The following is an 18,990-nucleotide window of genomic DNA, read 5'->3' as shown; positions in this document are numbered from 1 at the left end:
TTTATCTTCATCCTTACCTTCGTTTTTTTTAAATAACTTTGGCAGACTTGTTGAGTGTTACGTATATAAAATAGAAAAATGGATTTTGCTATCATTGCTGCAGGGGAGGGGTCACGTTTAGCTAAAAGTGGGTATCCATATCCAAAACCATTGGCCCAACTTCAAGGTACACCATTAATTGAACGATTGATTACCATTTTTAATACCTGCGGAGCAGACAAGATCCATATCATTATCAATGAAGCATCAGAAACTTTGTCCGAATATCTCGCGATACATTTCCCTGATTACCCTATCCGTTTGGTAAAGCAAACGACACCAAGCTCCTTACATAGTTTTTACGAACTGATTAAAGATGCTGGGCCATTGGAAGCATTGTGCGTCACAACCGTCGATACCATTTTTAAGGAAGATGAATTTGTGAGGTATTTAGAAGCGTTTCGGACGAACAGCACTTTGGACGCTTTAATGGCTGTCACACCTTATGTAGAAGACGAAAGTCCGTTGTACATAGAAACAGATCCAGAAGATTTTATTACCGCATTTGCTGACCAACGTACCAACACGCAACAAGTGTTGGTTTCCGGAGGTATCTACGCGTTACGCAAAAAAGCTTTACGATGTGTAGAAAAGGCCATTGGTCTTCGTATCGAGCGAATGCGTAACTATCAGCGTATGCTGTTAGAAGAACATTTAGCCGTGAAGGCCTTTATATTTGACAAAATCATGGATATCGATCATTTAACCGACCTTCAATCAGCAGAAGACTGGTTGAATGAAATGAAGGTATCTTAATCATTATACAGTGAAGCATATTAATATCATAGGTATTCGACGTGGAACTACCTTCTCTCCAAACCATATTGGTAACGATGAAGCTATATTTTTATTAACCATGGAAGCCCTGAAAAAAGAAGGGTATTCGGTTCATATATATAGCGAAGAAGCGTTCATGCAAATAGAGTCGTTTCCTGCAGAACTTTATATTGTTTCGATGGCACGAGAGAAACAAGTAGTGAAAAAATTGCAACTTTTGGAAAAGAAGGGTGCGCTAGTGGTCAATTCCGGTTTTGGTGTGGAGAATTGTTTTCGTACCAATATGACCAAATTGCTTATAGCGAATCAGATACCTTACCCTAAAAGCATCATCGTGTCTACCGAATGCAAGGACGAACGTTTATTTAATGAATTTCCTCAACCAGGTGTTTGGATTAAAAGAGGAGATTTTCATGCCATTCATAAAGAAGATGTGACGTTTGTTTCCTCTAGGGAAGAAGGGTTGGATATTTTGCGGGAATATGCGTTAAGAGGTATTCCTGATGCTGTTATTTCCAAACACCTCGTGGGGGATCTAGTTAAATTTTATGGCGTTCGGGGAACAGACTTTTTCTTTTGGTTTTACCCCTATGAGCATAACCATCATAAATATGCACATTATGAAAATATTAATGGCAAATTAGTTTATAATACTTTTGATGAGCAGCAACTAAAGGCTTTCGCCGTTGCCGCCGCGGAAGTGTTAAATGTATGTATTTTTGGAGGCGATGCGATTATCGATCCGCAGGGTAATATCCATATCATTGATTTAAACGATTGGCCTAGTTTTGCGCCTTGTAGAGAGGTTGCTGCCACTGCCATCGCTCGATTATTAACCCATACTTTTCAGAAAACTTTAGATGGAATCATTGCAAGTGAAAAATAAAAAGCAAGAGAGTAAGGAAATTTTTGAAAATTCATTAAAATCAAACGATACTGAAGAAAAGATAGATATTTATTTTTACCGTCCTATCGGTTTGCGTATTGCTATTTTTTGTCAAAAAGTAGGGCTAACACCTAATGCCGTCACAATCATTAGTATTTTCTTCGGTGTGGCTGCTGGTATACTTTTTTATTATCCCTCGCTTTCCATTAACGTGGTAGGTATGTTATTGCTCATGTTTGCCAACTCATTGGATAGTGCCGACGGGCAACTGGCTCGCCTAACGAATAACAAAAGTAGGTTTGGACGTATCTTAGATGGTTTTGCTGGCGATTTTTGGTTTGCATCAATTCATATTGCCATCTGCCTGCGCGCAATGAATGAAGGTTGGTCTCCTATTATCTGGGTTTTAGGTGTTTTGGCCGGTGTATCGCATACTTTTCAATCGGCAATGGCCGATTATTATCGAAATGTCCATCTTTTTTTTATTAAGGGTACTAACGGTAGTGAATTGGACAACAGCAAAGATTTACAGGAAGAATACGATAAATTAACTTGGAGAGAACATGCGTGGACTAAATTTGTATCTAAAGGTTATTTAGGTTATACCAAGATGCAGGAAAGGTTTTCCCCTAAGCTGCAAAAATTGCTGGCGGTAATCCGAAGTGACTTTAAGGGAGGTTTACCACCAAAACTGATACATGACTTCCGGAAGATGAATAAACCTTTGATGAAGTATACCAATATTGTTCAGTTCAATACACGTGTTATTTTCTTATTTCTATGGTTAATTATCGATTATGCCTGGATTTATTTCTTCTTTGACCTGTTTATTCTTAATCCTATTTTGATTTATATGTGTAATCGCCAGGAAAAAGTAAGCGCATATTTTTATACACATATCAACGATTATAAAAATCCAGATGGCCAGTAAGGTATATAAGGTTTTATTTTTTATTATCGGAGTAGCTACCTTATGCTACATGGTATATGCCTTGGGCTTAGATGTAATATGGGAGAATATTAAGAAAACAGGATGGTGGTTTTTGCCGGTGATTGGAAGTTGGTTAGTGATTTACATTTTTAATGCGGTCGCTTTTAAAGCCATTATTCAAGAGCCTGATATTCCTTCAAGTAATCTGCACTTCCTGACCGTTTTAAAGCTCACGATCAGTGGGTATGCCATCAATTATATTACACCATTCGTGGCCTTAGGTGGAGAACCCTACCGGATTATGGAATTGAAGCCCCGTTTAGGCATACAGAAGGCGAGCTCATCTGTACTGTTGTACAGTTTGATGCATATGTTTTCTCACGTCCTCTTTTGGTTGGCTTCCATTATTTTGATCCTCTTATATGTGCCGGCAAATACGATTATGATTACGGGGTGCCTGGTGATGTTCGTTACGGGAGTCGTCTTGGTTTATTGGTTTAGCAGGGTTTATCAAAAAGGGTTTACTTTAAGTACGTTTAGGTTGTTGGCCAAAATTCCTGGGTTGAAAAAGAAGGTGGGTGCCTTTGTCGCGGAGAAGCAAGAAAGTTTAAAGGAGATCGATAGCCAGATCACGGAGCTTTATGCACAACGTAGGGATCGGTTTTGGAAATCACTAGGTTTTGAATTTATAGCTAGGGTAGTGGGCTGTTTGGAAATTTACTGTACTGCTCGCGCTATTGGATTACAAATGTCGATTATTCAATCGTTAATTATCAGTTCAGGATCTTCGTTATTTGCCAATTTGATTTTCTTTTTTCCCATGCAGTTGGGTACAAGAGAGGGAGGTTTAGCCTTGGCCTTGAAAAGTGTCGGTATGCCTGCCTCGTCAGGAATTTTTATCGGAATCATTATGCGAATTAGGGAACTGGTTTGGATTATTATCGGTTTAGCCTTAATGAAGGTAAATAAATCTAGTACGGAAGAGTATATTGAAGATTTGCAGAAAAACAATTCGGATGTAAGTGTCAAAACATGAGTATCAAGATGTTACATATCTAAAACGTATGACTCAGAAGCTTTTTATTTTTTAATTATGGATATATTGTTTATTTTAAAGGCATCAATGAACCCGCTAGCTAGTGGGGTTTTTACTTCATAATATGATTAAGGGCGTTTTAATAGATTACGGTGGAACGATCGATACCAATGGAAAACATTGGGCAAATGTTATTTGGAATGCATACATGGAAGTTGGGATGAATGTTCGTAAAGAGCAGTTTATGCAGGCTTATGCTTTTGGCGAAAAAGCGCTGGCCATCCATCCGTTAATTAAACCTCATTACACCTTTGATGAAGTCCTGCGTATTAAATTACAGCAACAGTTTGATTTTTTAACGATTGTAGCAGCGGATAAGCTCGAAAAAATAGTCACCCATTGTATGACACTGGTAGCAGCAAGCATCGGCGAAGCAAGAAAAACGCTGGCTGCGCTAGCGACACAATACCCGCTGGTGTTAGTTTCTAATTTCTATGGTAATATTGCAGCGGTATTAACTGATTTTCAGATTAATTCGTATTTTAATGCAATTGTAGAATCTGCTGTCGTTGGTGTGCGTAAACCGAATCCCGAAATTTATAAACTAGGCGTAAAGGCAATTGGTCTTCAGGCGGAAGAATGTGTCGTAGTAGGCGATTCTTTTAAAAAAGATATCTTACCGGGAAAAGAAGCCGGTTGTCAAACCATTTGGCTAAACGTGGATGGCTTTGCCGAAGATTTGGAAAACGTAAATAACGCTATTGCGGATAGGCAAATTACTGATTTTGCCCAAGTACCATCGTGCATTATCGAATGGAATGAACGTTATGGCATTTCTACATAAATTCGTGTAGCGAAGCTAGATAAGATCAAGTTGTTCTAGATCAAGAATTCGTTTCCACTCAGGATGCCGTCTAATAAATGCGACTACTGCTGGACAAAGCGCAACCAATTTATAGTCGTTTTCTTCCATATATTGTAGTATTTTTTCAATGAGCGCGGAGGCCACACCCTGACCTTCCAATGCCGTTGGTACCTGCGTATGTACAAGAAAAATCTTTTGGTTACGTTCTTTATAATTAACAAAAGCAGTTTGATTTTCTACGATCATTTCAAAACGGCCCTCTACCTCATTTTTGATCAGCTCCAGTGCGCTAAATTCTTCTTTCATGTGTCTAAATATTAATCTTTTGATGCTTTTTAAGATGTCAATATGCTTTCTGCCGTTTGCCGATATTTACTTAATCATAAAGCTTATGCCCTTACTTCGCAATTTACTAACAAAAATTAGCTATTTTCTGTTTGCAGAGATTAATTGATTGTCTGATGACAGACCTCTTAAATTTTCCTACCTTTGACCCCGTATTCAGGCTAGCGTTGAAAAAGGAGATTGCTTATGGAACAAAAGCTTCAGTTGAGAACGGTTAACGTAACCCGTTATGTTAACCCTTTGCGGGAAGGCGGCTCCATGCCGGCCATCGTAGAGGCAGATGATGATTTTTTATACGTGCTCAAGTTTCGGGGGGCAGGGCAGGGAACTCGTGCCCTCATTGCTGAACTATTGGGTGGAGAATTGGCTAGGATTTTAGGATTAAAAATGCCAGAACTTGTTTTTGCTCATTTAGTCGCAGATTTTGGCCGCCTCGAGCCTGATGAAGAAATCCAAGACTTGTTAAAATTTAGTGTTGGACTTAATTTAGGCGTGCATTACCTTTCCGGAGCAATTACCTATGATCCTGTTGTAAATTCGTTAGACGAGCGATTAGCTTCTCAGATTGTTTGGTTGGATGCTTTGCTTATGAATGTCGACCGCACAGCGAAAAATACGAATATGTTGATGTGGCATAATGAGTTGTGGCTTATTGACCAAGGTGCATCCCTCTATTTTCATCATTCTTGGCATAATTGGCAAGAACAGGCATTAAGACCCTTTGTGCAGATTAAAGATCACGTGTTGTTGCCCCAAGCTACTGAATTAGCGGAAGTAGACCGTCAATTTAGCGCTATCCTTACGGAGGAAGTGATTCGGCAAATCGTTTCCTTGATACCTGATGATTGGTTGACGGGCGAAACAACCTTCAGTACAGCAAGTGCATATCGGGAAGCGTATGCTTATTTCTTGAATACCCGTATTAAACATTCAGCCATTTTTCTTAAAGGGATTGAGGATGCAAGAGCTACACGTATATGAATATGCCGTAATCCGTCTCGTCCCTCAGGTTGAGCGAGAGGAATTTCTCAATATAGGCGTTATCTTATATTGTGCCAAAGCACGTTTTTTAGATCTTCGGTTTTATGTGGATAAGCAACGATGGTTAGCCTTTAGCAATGTCTTGGATGTGGGGGAAGTGCAAGATTATTTGGCTGCATTTGACCTTATTTGTAGTGGCGGAAAGGCAGGGGGAACAATTGCTGCCTTACCAATGCCAGATCGGTTTAGGTGGTTGACGGCTACACGAAGCACGATATTGCAGACGTCTAAAGTGCATGTTGGCTTATGCCAGGATCCGGCTGTTACCTTAAACATTTTATTGAATCAATTGGTATTGCTTAAATAGAGACGCGTCGTATGAATGTTACATAGAAGTTAGCTAAGATTCAGTATATTTGGATACTTGGGATTCTCCAATTCCAGAACAAAATCTGATGACAAGTAATTTATGTTAAAGAAACTGGTTTTTAATCTACTATTGGTGGTTACAGCAACGATTTTGCTTGTTAAACCATTAATTGGATTTAACCTCTATCATCGCGCCAAACAATTGGCTGTTGATGAATTTATTACTGTTATCAAAGCTTTTAGTAAACGTAAACAGGATTATATTTATGGAATGGATGCGGATTGCCATTTTATCAGTCCGCAGAACAACCCAACAGTCCTACAACCGATATGCTATTTAGCTTCATTTCTTTACGAAGGTTACGCCGTCATGTGCACATTCAGTGCCGTATTGTTGCGGAAAATCTTGCACAAAAGTAGTTTATACCCGAGACTGTATCTCCTTCACGGTCGCCTTTCTTTATGATGTACCACGCTTTTCTTTTTTGTTTTTAACTTATTACAAATGTGGCTCCGTCAGGCCATAGGTTTGCGATCCGTTTTTTACTAAGACACAACGTACATTATGCTAAAGCAATTTTTATGGCTTGGCTATGGGCTATTGGGAAATATTTTCCTCTGCCTTGGCCAAGCACATCAACAACCCATTACCCTAAACGAACTACTAACGTTAGTGCGCCAGAATGCGCCTTCTTTGGTTACTGATTCTACCAATCTATTAATTAAGGAGGCTCAGGCGCGGGAAATTTACAATAGTCGGTTGCCAGATTTGAATTTATCGTATCAGGCGAATGTCGGCTCGAATAATAATGTTCCAGGACCCTATTTCGGTTTTGGTTTGGTTCCTACGAACAATGGCGGCATTCGCTCGTCGGCTAACTACGAAGCGGTATCCAGCAATTTAGGTATTGCCGCTTTCCAATGGGAATTCTATAACTTTGGTCAGTATAAAGCACAGGATGAGCTGGCAAAAGCCGAATTAAAGGCCGCGCAAAGTCGTTTTGAAGAAGCGAGATACGACCTTCAATCCTTTACCATTTACAGCTATCTTCAATTGCTAAAATATAATGACCTAATCGCTATACAGGCAAGAAGCATCAATCGAAATAAAGAAATTCATCGATCCATCATGGCGCTGGCGAGGAGCGGTATCCGCCCGGGTGTTGATACCAGTATGGCAGAAGCCGAGTTGTCACGGGCGCGATTGAGTCAAATCGATCTCACTAATCAACAGAATCAATTAAAAATACGGCTAGCGGCTATTAGTGGTTTATCCGCCGAAAAGATTGTACCTGATACGGTATCGGAAAAGATTCTATTCGAACAGATTAAGAATTCTCCAGTTGAAGTCCATGGTATTATGCAACATCCGCTGATTAATTATTACCATGCGTTGTTGGCTAGCCAGCAAGCGAAAGAAACCTTGCTCACCAAAAGTTATCGACCGAAGCTGTTTTTATCTGGTGCCGTTTGGGGTCGTGCAGCTAGCATTACCAGCGATAGCCGGTTTCTTTCACTCGATCAGGGACTAGGTTTTCAACGAGGCAATTACCTAGCCGGCTTAGGCATAAGCTATAATTTATTTGATCGAAAACGGAAACAGCTAGCGTTAAATACACAACGATTATTGGTAGAGCAGTCGTCGCGCAAATTGCACGAAGAACAAGTCAATATAGAAACCAATATCTTGCAGGCATCTGCAGAGGTAGATGCTTCGCAACAGCGATTGAATGAAATACCTAATCAGATCAAAGCAGCTAACGCAGCTTATAGACAAAAGTTCTCGCTTTACAAAAACGGACTGACCGATATTGTCGAGTTGAATGTTGCACAAAATATATTAGATCGTGCTGAACGCGATTATATTACCGCTAAATACAATTATTATCTAGCTCTTTTCCATCAAGTGATCGCGCAGAATAATATTGCTCCTTTTCTTAAACTTTTTAATTGATTTGCTATGTCTTTAGTTTCATCAGCACTAAAAAGACCGATCACCACGATTATTTTTACGGTTAGTCTTTTAATCTTTGCTGTTCTTGCTGCACTTAAAATACCCATTGATATTTTTCCAAAACTCAATTCGCCGACAATTTATGTGATCGAGTCGTATGGTGGGATGTCTCCTCAACAAATGGAAGGGTTCTTTTCTTCACGTATGCAAGATCAGTTCCTGTATGTTAGCGGTATAAAAAATATTTCGGCAAAAAATATTCAGGGGCTCACCTTGCTGAAGCTGAGTTTTTATGAAAATACCGATATGGCGGAGGCCTCTGCCCAGGTAGCGTTGCAGGTTAACCGAGCCATGAAGTTTTTTCCTCCAGGTGCTTTACCTCCTCAGGTTGTGCGATTTGATGCTTCTTCGCTTCCTGTTGGTCAGCTAGTGCTTTCATCCGAAAGTAGAAGCCTGAAAGAGATTTATGACATGGCCAGTACGCTGGTTCGACCCATGTTTTCTTCTGTTGCCGGATTATCTGCACCACCTCCCTTTGGTGCTAACTCTAGAACCATTACCATTAACGTCGATCCAAACAAACTACGCAGTTATAATTTAACACCAGATGAGGTTGTCGCCGCTTTGGCGAAATTTAATGTGATGTCGCCGTCGGGAAATTTACGTTTGGATAATACGATGTTCGTAACCACCATTAATTCGCTTATAAAAAATGTAGATGATTTTGGCAATATACCGGTGGTGACTAAAAATGGTATCCCGATCTATGTGAAAGATGTTGCCCGTATTGCGGATGGTTCTGACGTTACGGTAAGCTATGCGTTGATTAATGGGCGGAGATCTGTTTATATACCAGCAGTTAAAACAGCCGATGCCTCTACTTGGGATGTGGTCAAAAATCTTAAAAAGAAGCTGCCCGAGATCCAAAGCTTATTGCCCGAAGATGTACACGTTTCATATGCGTTTGACCAATCGGTAGCGGTAATGAATGCCGTAGAAAGTTTAATGCATGAAGGGGGCCTTGGGGCCTTGCTTACTGGCTTAATGGTGCTGCTATTCTTGCGTGATTGGCGAAGCAGCCTCATTGTTATGGTAACTATTCCTGTTTCTGTGTTAATTGGTGTTCTATTGCTGACACTTTTTGGTCAGACGATTAATATCATGACCCTAAGCGGTCTAGCGCTGGCTATTGGGATTTTGGTGGATCAAGCCACCGTCACCATCGAAAGTATCCACCAACACCAAGAGAAGGGTAAGTCGAAACGACAGGCGGTATTTGATGCCTGCCAGGAAATTGCTATTCCTTTATTGCTTATTTTATTTTGTATCCTTGCTGTATTTGCCCCTTCGTTTCTTATGGAAGGTATTCCTAGGGCAATGTTCCTACCCCTCTCATTGGCTATCGGACTGACCATGATTGCCTCTTATTTTATGGCGCAGACCGTGGTACCGATACTCGCTAATTGGCTGTTAAACGATCATCTTCAACCAGATCACGGAAAACCTTCTTTCTTTGATCGGGTGAAAACACAGTATATACATCAATTGCATCGACTCATGCGATTTAAGAAAACGGTTATTGGCGTTTATCTGGTTGTTACAATTGCCTTGGTAGCGGGAGCCTTTATGCTGATCGGTAAAGATATGATGCCGAAGGTAAATAATGGTCAGTTCCAGTTGCGTATTAAAGAACCCGATGGAACGCGTTTGGAACGTACGGAGGAAAAGGTAAAACAGGTGCTTCAGGTTATTGACAGCACAGTAAATCATCAAGTGGCTATTTCTTCTACTTTTGTAGGGATGGTACCTAGTAGCTATGGTGTGAGCAATTTATATGTGTTTAATACTGGAACCCATGAAGCGGTTATTCAAGTAAACCTTCAGCATGGATATAAAATGAATACCGATGAACTGAAAGATGCCTTGCGGAAAAACATTAACTATAAGCTGCCCGGTTTACGTTTGAATTTTGAGCCCATTGATATGACCGAGAAAATTATGAGTCAGGGAGCTGCTACTCCTATCGAGGTACGTATAGCAGGTAAAGACATGGATGAAATGAAGGAATATGCGGATAAAGTTGTCGACAGATTGCAATCAATTCCCTACCTACGGGATGTACAAATTGCACAACCCTTAAAATTACCGACCATTGCGATTTCAGTAGATCGTTTGAAGGCTTCCCAGCTAGGATTGGAAATGAATGACATTGCCCGATCAGTGACCGCTAGTACTTCTTCAAGCCGCTTTACACAAAAAATCCAATGGTTGGATGAACACAATACCTATACGTATCAGGTACAGGTGCAAGTGCCGGAATACGTGATGAATACGATGGACGAACTGAGGGAAATCCCATTAGTAGCAGGACAACGTACACCGACCTTAGGCGACATCGCAACGTTTAGTACAGCATATGTCCCTGGTGAATATGATAGACAAGGTCCACGGCGATATCTAACCGTAATGGCCAACATTCATCAGAAGGATTTAGGAAGCGCCACGGATGCGGTGCAGCAGGCGTTGAGTAAATTAGAAAAGCCCCCACGCGGAGTGCTTGTTGAATTAAAAGGGATGTCGTCTTTGCTGGTAGAAACTCTGAATAGTTTGCAGACAGGCTTGCTATTTGCGGTGTTAGTCATCTTTTTATTACTAGCAGCTAATTACCAATCGCTTAAACTATCACTCACTGCGCTGATTACCATTCCGTCGGTCATTCTTGGCTCCTTGGTACTCTTGTTACTCACCGGCTCAACACTTAACCTGCAGTCTTATATGGGGATGATCATGTCTACCGGTGTATCAGTAGCCAATGCTATTTTGATTGTATCCAATGCCGAAAATTTACGCTTAGTCGTGCGCGATGCCGAGTCGGCTGTCTTACAAAGCGCCGGAACACGGCTTCGGCCTATATTGATGACCAGCTTGGCGATGATCGCTGGAATGATACCGATGGCCTTAGGAACAGGAGACGCTGGTGAGCAAGCGGCACCTTTAGGACGAGCCGTAATTGGCGGTTTATTCGCTTCTACGTTTGCTGCGCTGTTTATCTTGCCGTTGGTTTTTACCTGGTTAAAAGAACGTGCTGGATTTTCTTCGCCTTCATTACTGCCACAGACGCGGGTAAAAGAATCACCAGAACTTCAACAAGAAACCCTATAACAACGCATCAGTATGAAATCTTATGCTTAACGTGTAGACTTCACGGATAAACCGTAAAAATAAATCATGAACAGACTAATTATTTAGAGATGAAAAGCTTTTTGTATTATCTACTAATTATCGGCCTGCTTGCTGCGTGCGGTGGCACAGAAAAGCCGAAAGATTTAACACATAAAAATGAACGTAAAGTATCTCGTTACGAAACCGGACAAATCCAGGAAAAAGTTTTGGCCAGTTCCGTGCGTTTACCGGGACAGCTAAAACCTTTCAATGAAGTGAATATCTTTGCCAAGATCAATAGTTTTGTGAAGCAGATATACGTAGACCGGGGAACTGTTGTCAAGAAGGGACAATTACTGGTAGAATTAGAGGCGCCAGAAATGCTTTCACAGTTGCAATCGGCCAATTCACGCTATATTCAGGCGCAGGAAACGGCTACGGCCAGTAAAGAAAAATATAGACGTTTAAAGGATGCTGCCCAAGAGGAAGGCGCCGTATCACCTTTAGATTTGGATAATGCCTTGTCGAAAATGAAAGCCGATGAGGCAGTAGCCATGTCTGAAAAATCCAATGTTGAAGCGATGAAAACCGTTCAATCGTATTTGAATATTCGAGCGCCTTTTGATGGAATGATTGTGCAACGGAATGTTTCTGCCGGTGCACTTGTTGGCCCTGGTAAAAGCAATGAGCAACCTATGCTGGTGCTACAGGATATCGCTAAACTTCGATTGGAAGTACATATTCCAGAAAGTTACGTCGATAAAGTTGACTTGTCCAAACCGGTGAAATATATTTTCAATAACCGCCCCGGAGAGGAATACCGTGGAAATATTAGTCGATCGGCTAATATGCTGGGCGCCATGCAGTCAGAAGCCATAGAGATTGATGTACAGAATAAGGATCAGCGCCTAAAACCGGGGATGTATTGTGAGGTACGGATTCCGTTACAATCTGGAGCAAAATCGTTATTAGTACCCAATCATAGTATAGTACGGTCTACAGAGCGTCAATATGTCATTAAAGTGATCGATGGCCATGCTACCTTCGTTGATATAAAAGAAGGTATCGCGGCGAATGATTCTACAGAGGTATTTGGTAATTTAAAAGCGCAAGACAGTATTCTCTTACATGCCAATGATGAAATCAAGGAAGGTACGACAATTAAATAAGCGATTGTTTAAAATTTAATTAGGTAAATTTTAAACGGTGTCTAAAGGACTTTAAAAAAAATAAGCTTTTTTGTATTTTCGTTAGGTCTTTAGCTCGATTATATAAACCGAAGAAAATGAAACAGGCTTTTTTTACATGGTGTTTAGTTGGCTGTTGCCTTGTGCTGGCTACTGCTCAAACACAGCACACCAATAATTGGCAATTGCAATGGAGTGATGAATTTAATAGCGATGGATTACCCGATAGTAACTATTGGAGTTACGCTATCGGAGGCGATGGTTGGGGAAACAATGAAAGGCAATATTATACAGCAGCAGACCCGCAGAATGTACAGGTTAAGGACGGCTATTTACATATCATCGCTCGTAAACAAGAGAAAGAGGGCAAACAATATACATCAGCACGTTTAGTCACCAAAAACAAAGTCGACTTTCGCTACGGCCGAATAGCGGTAAGGGCAATGCTGCCTAAGGGTTTGGGTTTATGGCCGGCCATTTGGATGCTTCCTAGTGATTGGACTTATGGTGAATGGCCCCAAAGTGGCGAAATTGATATTATGGAACATGTGGGTTTTATGCCCGATTCCGTCTTTGGTAGTGTACATACCGAACGGTTTAACCATACCATTGGCACACAAAAAACAAAAGGTATAGGGATTAAAAATCCCTATACCGATTTTCATGTATTTGCTATTGAATGGAATGAACAGTATATCGACTTTTATGTAGACGATCAACAGTATTATCGTTTTTCAAATACAGTCAAAGGAAAGGAAGAGTGGCCGTTTGATCAACGTTTCCATTTGTTACTCAATATTGCCGTTGGCGGCAATTGGGGTGGACAAAAAGGAGTAGACGACCACGTGTTTCCGGCTACCATGAAAATCGACTACGTGCGCTATTATCTTCCAAAATGAAGAAACTAAAAAATGAAAAGGGTTGTTTCCTATAAAGGAATAGATAAAAGTGGAACATCTAAACCAGCAGCCATCATGCGCGTTTTACTACGGTGTACCACTGATGCCCAGAAACCATAGCGGTTAGGTACCATAATCACAAGATCCGGTTTATACGCTAAGACTTCTTTTCTGATTTCTTTGATAATGGCATTGGATTCTACGTTTTTATAAAAGTACTGGATGCCTTCCATATCTTCTTTTAATTGGTTTACCGGATGTAGCGGCTCTTCCAATAATTTTGCTAATTCTTGTTGTACACTGAAAACTTCCACTTCGGCGTTCCAGTTTTTAGCGATCTCTTTAATCTGATCTAGAATGGTTTTATGAATGCCGCGAACAACATCACAGGCATATAAAATTTTCTTTACCCCTTTAAAAGTTACGCCTTCAGGTATGGCTAAAACGGGAAATTTAAGTTTTTGGATGATATTGGTTGTTGTATTCCCGAGCAAGTCTTGTTCGATAGAACGCTTAGCCATGCCCATGATGACCATTTCGGCTTGGTATTGCGTCATTAACCGCTCAATTTCTTCTTCGGTGTTTAACAAAGTAGATTCAACCATTACCTCGATGTTGTATGCTTTTCGAAGTTCTTCCGCTCGTTGTTCCAACGCTTGTTTGTTTTTATTCACCATGTGTTGTACGTTTTCTACCGATAAGATGGTATTGGAAGCGTGAAGGGGTAATTTGAAAGCATTGAAAAGAATGAGTTTACCTTGTACAATACTGGTACCTGCAGCGGCATATGCTACCGCATTTTCTGCAATTTGGGAAAAATCGGTAGCGACGATAAATGTTCTCATATAAGGGTGTGTTTAGAATGCTAAATTTACATGTTAAAACAGGGATTTGTGGAATCTGCACTGAAAATTACATGCTTTTAACATTTCTATGCCCTAACGTGAAATTTGACTCATCTAGCTAAGTCTACCTAAAGCCATGATGCCTGGAAAGGCGTTCTAATTATTGGTAATATTATTTGGAGTTATTCTAAATAAGATTAATTTTGCAGCTATTCATGTCTAAGTCTGACGACATATCGCTTATTGATGAAACGGACACTTTGGGAACGGCGGATTTTGAACGATTATACCGCTCGACGTGGAAATCTGTCTTTGGCATTTGCTATCATTATGTGCGAGATCAGGAATTAGCTGCAGATTTAAGTCAAAACGTTTTTGAAATGGCTTGGAAAAAAAGAGCTATCCTTCAAAAGGGAACTGCCATCGAAAAATACCTCTATCGAGCGGCAAAATTGGAGGCACAATCTTTTTCTCGTAGCACAAGACTTCACCGTGAACATGAAGAACGTATGGGCGGGGAACTAGTGCAAAGTGATGTCGCGACAGAAACATGGCTTCATTTCCGTGAACTTCAACAACAAATTAATCTACTTTTAGATGAACTGCCTAGCCAAAGCCAACAAGTGTACCGATTAAGTCGCGAGCAGGGCCTGGATAATAAATCGATTGCGTATATGCTTGCTGTTTCGGAAAAAACAGTAGAATATCACCTCTATAAGGTATTGGCATTTTTACGTCAGAAAATAGCTCACTAATACGCGCTCCGGCTCATGCTCGTTTAAAAAAAATCATTAATCTTTTAGGAAAATCTTCGGCTTATACCGTATTAAATAAATGGTTATCAAAAAAGTGGTAAAGGCTAGAAGTAATGGAAATAAACCAAGAGCTATTAGATAAATATTATTTAAACCAATGTATAGCAGAAGAGCAGGCCGCAGTGGAAAAATGGTTGGAGGAAGAGCCTATTGGGTATTCCTTACCTAAAGACGTCGATATACAATCACTGGAAAATCGACAATGGGAGCGTTTTCAACAAAAAATGCAGGACAAAGAAATGCCGCGTAGGCAAGCGGTTGTCTACCTCAAACGTTATGTATGGCCCATTGCCGCAAGTTTTTTATTGTTAACATCTATCTTGTTATTTTTTAGGATCAATCATAGCCAGCAGCGGGGAGCTATAGTTTATCGTACATACACAACAAAAGCGGGTCAGCGGGCACAGATCACGCTTCAAGATGGAACAAAGGTCTTGTTAAACGCTTCAAGCCATCTAAGATATCCAGAGAATTTTGGTAACCGTTCGCGGGAAGTCTTTCTTTCGGGAGAAGCTTTTTTTGAGATAGCCTCAGATGCGAAGCGGCCGTTTTCTGTCCGCACATTGCGTACCATCACTCATGTTTTAGGCACCACGTTTAACTTAAAGGCTTACCCGGATGAAAACCAAACGTCTATTGTGGTAGCTACCGGATTAGTTCGTTTCTCCGCTAGTGAAGGGAAATCTTCTCTTTTACTGGGAGCCGGTAAGCGCGGTATCCTAACGAATGGAAAAGTATTTCAACAAGCATCGGTGGCACTTGCAAATTATATGGGATGGAAAGACGATAAATTAATTATCGATGATCAACCCTTAGCCGAAGTTTTTCCACTATTGGAGCGGTGGTATAATGTGCGCATAGAGGTCACGGATACACAACTCTTAAAAGAACGGTATAAAGGCCAATTTGATCACCCACGCTTAGCGCATGTGCTCAAAAGTATCGGATTCGCAACTCATTTTCATTATCGCATAGAAAAGAATCAGCTTATCATTTATAGAAAACCATGAACACCTCTTAATCAACAACAATAATTTAATGCTTAAAAAAGCCCGATACCCCATCGCCAAACGTTGTACCGGGCATGTCAATCAATAAAATTATCAATTTAACAATGTACAAAAATATGCAAAGGGCATTTAGTTCCCCTAAAAATATTGCTAAATATTTCAGCAATCGTTTCGTTTTACACGTTATTTGTCCAAACTATGTCGTATTACTGCTCTTCTTTACGTGTTTATTGATGACGTTAAATTTAGCTGTTTATGGGCAGCAGCATTTACTGGATAAACCCATTACATTGCAACTCCATCATGTTACGTTGGCAGAAGCGCTTACAGCCATTGAAAACCAAGCTGAGGTTGATTTTTCGTATAGCAGCACACAACTCAATGTTTCTAAACGGGTAGACGTACAGGCTAATGGTCAACCGTTGCGCCACGTGCTCCAACAATTGTTGGGAGAGCAGCTTAAGCGTTTGTTGGTAGAAGGAACGCAGATTACGATCCAGTCTACTACCGCATTTGGTACGGTAAAAGGTGTGGTGAAAACCAGCGACGGACAGTCGGCAGGCTACGTAACGGTGAGTATTAAAGGACAACGCAGCACCCAGGCAAATGCAGATGGAACGTTTACATTAAAAAATATAGCCGTAGGTACCTATACCGCTACAGCAAGCTATGTAGGCTTACAGACCCAACAACAATCCCTGACCGTGAATGCTGATCAGGTAACAAATCTGGCGTTTGTACTTAAGGAGGACGCGGAAACCTTACAAGAAGTAGTGGTCAATGGAGAAAAGGCAAACCGGTATACAGCAAAAGAATCAAACAATGTGGCTAAGATGCCTTTAGGAGACTTGGAAAACCCTCAGGTATACGTTGCTATTCCTAAAGAAGTTATACAAGATCAGGTTATCGTGACGTACGCTGATGTGTTAAAAAATATGCCCGGTGTTATTTTGCAATTGGAAAATAATTCTGCTGGTGGTACCGTAACAACTAGAGGATTTTCGGCTGAATCGTATTTACGAAATGGTATTCCGGGTACAGGAGGAAGTGTCTCTATTGATCCGATCAATATCGAAAGTGTAGAGACCATAAAAGGGCCCTCAGGCACTTTATATGGAGCAAGTTTGATTTCTTATGGCGGACTTTTTAACCGGGTAACCAAAAAACCATTTGAAACTTTCCGCGGCGAAATGGCTTACACTGTCGGTGGTTACGGACTAAATCGGTTAACTGCCGATATCAACACACCGCTAAATCAAGAAAAAACATTACTTTTCCGTTTTAATGGAGCGCTGCATCACGCCAACACCTTTCAGGACGCTGGTTTTCAAACCTACGCTTTTTTTGCACCGTCGTTAACCTATAAGATCGATGAAAAGACTTCCTTAAACCTTGAGTTGGAATATACTAAAGAAAAAGCAAACGACTTTTATCGTTTGTTCACGGATGGCTCTATCGCGACAGGTGTACACAGTCCTAAAGAACTGAATATAGACTTCAATCGGCGTTTCATTGGCGATGACCTTGCCACTAACCTCACACAAGTTAATTTTTACGCTGATTTAAACCACCAATTTTCTGATCAATGGCAGTCAATAACAACCATCAGTACCCTAGTAGGAGCCAGCAGCGGAGCAAGTGGTTACTTTAATTTAACGCAAGGAAATGACTCTCTATCGCGTAGTATGACCTACTCTAATTATTATAAAAGCCGTGACATTGATGTGCAAGAAAATATTATGGGCGATTTTCTCTTGGGAACCATGCGTAATCGCCTATTGATTGGTGCAGAGTTATATAGCACCAATTATCGCTCTAATTCGGCCTTTACGGTATTTGATACCATTAATGTTGCAGATCCAGGGAAAGCGTATAGTGCCTTAACCATGCCTGCATTGATCGATAGGGTGAAAAACTTGCCATTCTCCATTGGTAGTAGTACACAGAATACCTATAGCGCTTATGTACAAGATGCCCTCAATATCACCGATAAGCTGATCGCTTTGGCTAGTATACGTTGGGATTATTTTGATAATAAAGGAACGACGAACAATACCACTGGTATAACCGAAGGGAAATACCATCAAGGTGCTTTTTCACCGAAATTTGGCCTCGTGTATCAAATTGTTAAAGACCAGTTATCTCTTTTTGGAAATTACATGAATGGCTTCCAGAATAATTCCCCTCGATCACAGCCAGACGGAAAAATCTATAGTTATAAACCGTCTCAAGCGAACCAATGGGAGGGAGGATTGAAAGTTGACCTATTACAGCATAAAATAAAAGGCACTGTCAGCTATTATGCAATCAAGGTGTCTGATATTCTCCGCAGTGATTATCCAGATCGACCAGCGTTTACTGTTCAGGATGGTGAACAATACAGTAAGGGGATAGAGGCACAGTTTACAGCCAACCCTTTTATTGGGTTTAACATCATTGTAGGCTATGCATATAACGACAGTAAATACCAAAAGGTATCTCAAACACTGGATGGTTATCGACCAACAAGTGCTGGGCCTGCTCATATGGCTAACTGGTGGATGAATTATCGTATTCCTAGCGGAACCTTAAAAAATATCGGCTTTGGTTTTGGAGGAAATTATGCGGGCGAAAATGAAATCGGGGTATACCAAGAGCATGACTATCGTTTACCAAGTTTCACTGTCTTAAACGCTTCTCTATCTTACGATAAGAGACGCTACAGCATCACATGTAAACTGGATAATTTGACGGACAAAAGGTACTGGATTGGTTGGGGAACGACTAATCCCGGAATGCCAAGAAGAGCAAGCCTTAACCTTGCAGTTAAATTCTAATAACAGGATAACGAGGGAGTCTCCTATGTTTGTTCCAAGCAAACATAGGAGACACTCTTTATGGTCAGACTTA

At 40.7% G+C, this 18,990-nt stretch carries 17 protein-coding genes; 15 read left to right on the top strand and 2 right to left on the bottom strand.

Annotated features, from left to right (window positions below; translation table 11 throughout):
* Positions 1-78 precede the first annotated feature (78 nt).
* The 5 genes from ABD930_RS21270 (at position 79) to ABD930_RS21250 (ending at position 4,513) form a co-directional block, all read left to right on the top strand.
* Positions 79-795 carry a nucleotidyltransferase family protein gene (locus ABD930_RS21270; RefSeq protein ID WP_345235210.1) on the top strand — a complete coding sequence of 239 codons (717 nt, stop codon included), beginning with the start codon at positions 79-81 and terminating at the stop codon, positions 793-795.
* Positions 796-805: 10 nt separating this feature from the next.
* Positions 806-1,702 (top strand): ATP-grasp domain-containing protein, encoded by an 897-nt coding sequence (locus ABD930_RS21265; RefSeq protein ID WP_345235209.1) that lies wholly within the window; start codon positions 806-808, stop codon positions 1,700-1,702.
* Positions 1,677-2,633: a CDP-alcohol phosphatidyltransferase family protein gene (locus ABD930_RS21260; RefSeq protein ID WP_345235208.1), complete on the top strand. Its 957-nt coding sequence runs from the start codon at positions 1,677-1,679 to the stop codon at positions 2,631-2,633. Before ABD930_RS21265 ends, ABD930_RS21260 begins: the two co-directional genes overlap by 26 nt.
* Positions 2,623-3,669 (top strand): lysylphosphatidylglycerol synthase transmembrane domain-containing protein, encoded by a 1,047-nt coding sequence (locus ABD930_RS21255; RefSeq protein ID WP_345235207.1) that lies wholly within the window; start codon positions 2,623-2,625, stop codon positions 3,667-3,669. The genes ABD930_RS21260 and ABD930_RS21255 overlap by 11 nt, the downstream gene beginning before the upstream one ends.
* A gap of 124 nt (positions 3,670-3,793) precedes the next feature.
* Positions 3,794-4,513, top strand: coding sequence for an HAD family hydrolase (locus ABD930_RS21250; protein ID WP_345235206.1), 720 nt, complete (start codon positions 3,794-3,796; stop codon positions 4,511-4,513).
* A gap of 15 nt (positions 4,514-4,528) precedes the next feature.
* On the opposite strand, the gene ABD930_RS21245 is transcribed toward ABD930_RS21250, so the two are convergent.
* The gene (locus ABD930_RS21245) at positions 4,529-4,840 is read right to left on the bottom strand and encodes a GNAT family N-acetyltransferase (protein WP_345235205.1); all 312 of its coding nucleotides are present in this window, start codon (positions 4,838-4,840) and stop codon (positions 4,529-4,531) included.
* A gap of 225 nt (positions 4,841-5,065) precedes the next feature.
* On the opposite strand from ABD930_RS21245, the gene ABD930_RS21240 reads away from it, so the two are divergent.
* The 7 genes from ABD930_RS21240 (at position 5,066) to ABD930_RS21210 (ending at position 13,431) form a co-directional block, all read left to right on the top strand.
* Positions 5,066-5,860 carry a HipA family kinase gene (locus tag ABD930_RS21240; RefSeq protein ID WP_345235203.1) on the top strand — a complete coding sequence of 265 codons (795 nt, stop codon included), beginning with the start codon at positions 5,066-5,068 and terminating at the stop codon, positions 5,858-5,860.
* A complete protein-coding gene (locus ABD930_RS21235; RefSeq protein ID WP_345235201.1) occupies positions 5,838-6,227 on the top strand; it encodes a DUF3037 domain-containing protein in 390 nt (129 codons plus the stop codon). Before ABD930_RS21240 ends, ABD930_RS21235 begins: the two co-directional genes overlap by 23 nt.
* 102 nt (positions 6,228-6,329) lie before the next feature.
* Positions 6,330-6,695: a hypothetical protein gene (locus tag ABD930_RS21230; protein WP_345235199.1), complete on the top strand. Its 366-nt coding sequence runs from the start codon at positions 6,330-6,332 to the stop codon at positions 6,693-6,695.
* A 99-nt stretch (positions 6,696-6,794) separates the two neighbouring features.
* Positions 6,795-8,183, top strand: a complete 1,389-nt coding sequence (locus tag ABD930_RS21225; protein ID WP_345235197.1) for a TolC family protein — start codon at positions 6,795-6,797, stop codon at positions 8,181-8,183.
* Between the two features lie 6 nt (positions 8,184-8,189).
* A complete protein-coding gene (locus tag ABD930_RS21220) occupies positions 8,190-11,345 on the top strand; it encodes an efflux RND transporter permease subunit (RefSeq protein ID WP_345235195.1) in 3,156 nt (1,051 codons plus the stop codon).
* Between the two features lie 89 nt (positions 11,346-11,434).
* Positions 11,435-12,514, top strand: coding sequence for an efflux RND transporter periplasmic adaptor subunit (locus tag ABD930_RS21215; RefSeq protein WP_345235193.1), 1,080 nt, complete (start codon positions 11,435-11,437; stop codon positions 12,512-12,514).
* Positions 12,515-12,630: 116 nt separating this feature from the next.
* Complete coding sequence (locus tag ABD930_RS21210) at positions 12,631-13,431, top strand: glycoside hydrolase family 16 protein (protein WP_345235190.1); 801 nt, start codon at positions 12,631-12,633, stop codon at positions 13,429-13,431.
* 29 nt (positions 13,432-13,460) lie between these two features.
* On the opposite strand, the gene ABD930_RS21205 is transcribed toward ABD930_RS21210, so the two are convergent.
* The gene (locus ABD930_RS21205) at positions 13,461-14,276 is read right to left on the bottom strand and encodes a universal stress protein (RefSeq protein WP_345235188.1); all 816 of its coding nucleotides are present in this window, start codon (positions 14,274-14,276) and stop codon (positions 13,461-13,463) included.
* Between the two features lie 215 nt (positions 14,277-14,491).
* On the opposite strand from ABD930_RS21205, the gene ABD930_RS21200 reads away from it, so the two are divergent.
* The 3 genes from ABD930_RS21200 (at position 14,492) to ABD930_RS21190 (ending at position 18,917) form a co-directional block, all read left to right on the top strand.
* Positions 14,492-15,031 (top strand): sigma-70 family RNA polymerase sigma factor, encoded by a 540-nt coding sequence (locus tag ABD930_RS21200; RefSeq protein WP_345235186.1) that lies wholly within the window; start codon positions 14,492-14,494, stop codon positions 15,029-15,031.
* A 113-nt stretch (positions 15,032-15,144) separates the two neighbouring features.
* Positions 15,145-16,101, top strand: coding sequence for a FecR family protein (locus tag ABD930_RS21195; protein WP_345235183.1), 957 nt, complete (start codon positions 15,145-15,147; stop codon positions 16,099-16,101).
* A gap of 116 nt (positions 16,102-16,217) precedes the next feature.
* The gene (locus ABD930_RS21190; protein ID WP_345235181.1) at positions 16,218-18,917 is read left to right on the top strand and encodes a TonB-dependent siderophore receptor; all 2,700 of its coding nucleotides are present in this window, start codon (positions 16,218-16,220) and stop codon (positions 18,915-18,917) included.
* Positions 18,918-18,990: the final 73 nt, after the last annotated feature.

Source organism: Olivibacter ginsenosidimutans (assembly GCF_039542865.1).
GTDB classification, from domain to species: Bacteria; Bacteroidota; Bacteroidia; order Sphingobacteriales; family Sphingobacteriaceae; genus Olivibacter; species Olivibacter ginsenosidimutans.
Note: the sequence above shows the minus strand (reverse complement) of the source record. Positions and strands in the feature narration are given on the sequence as shown.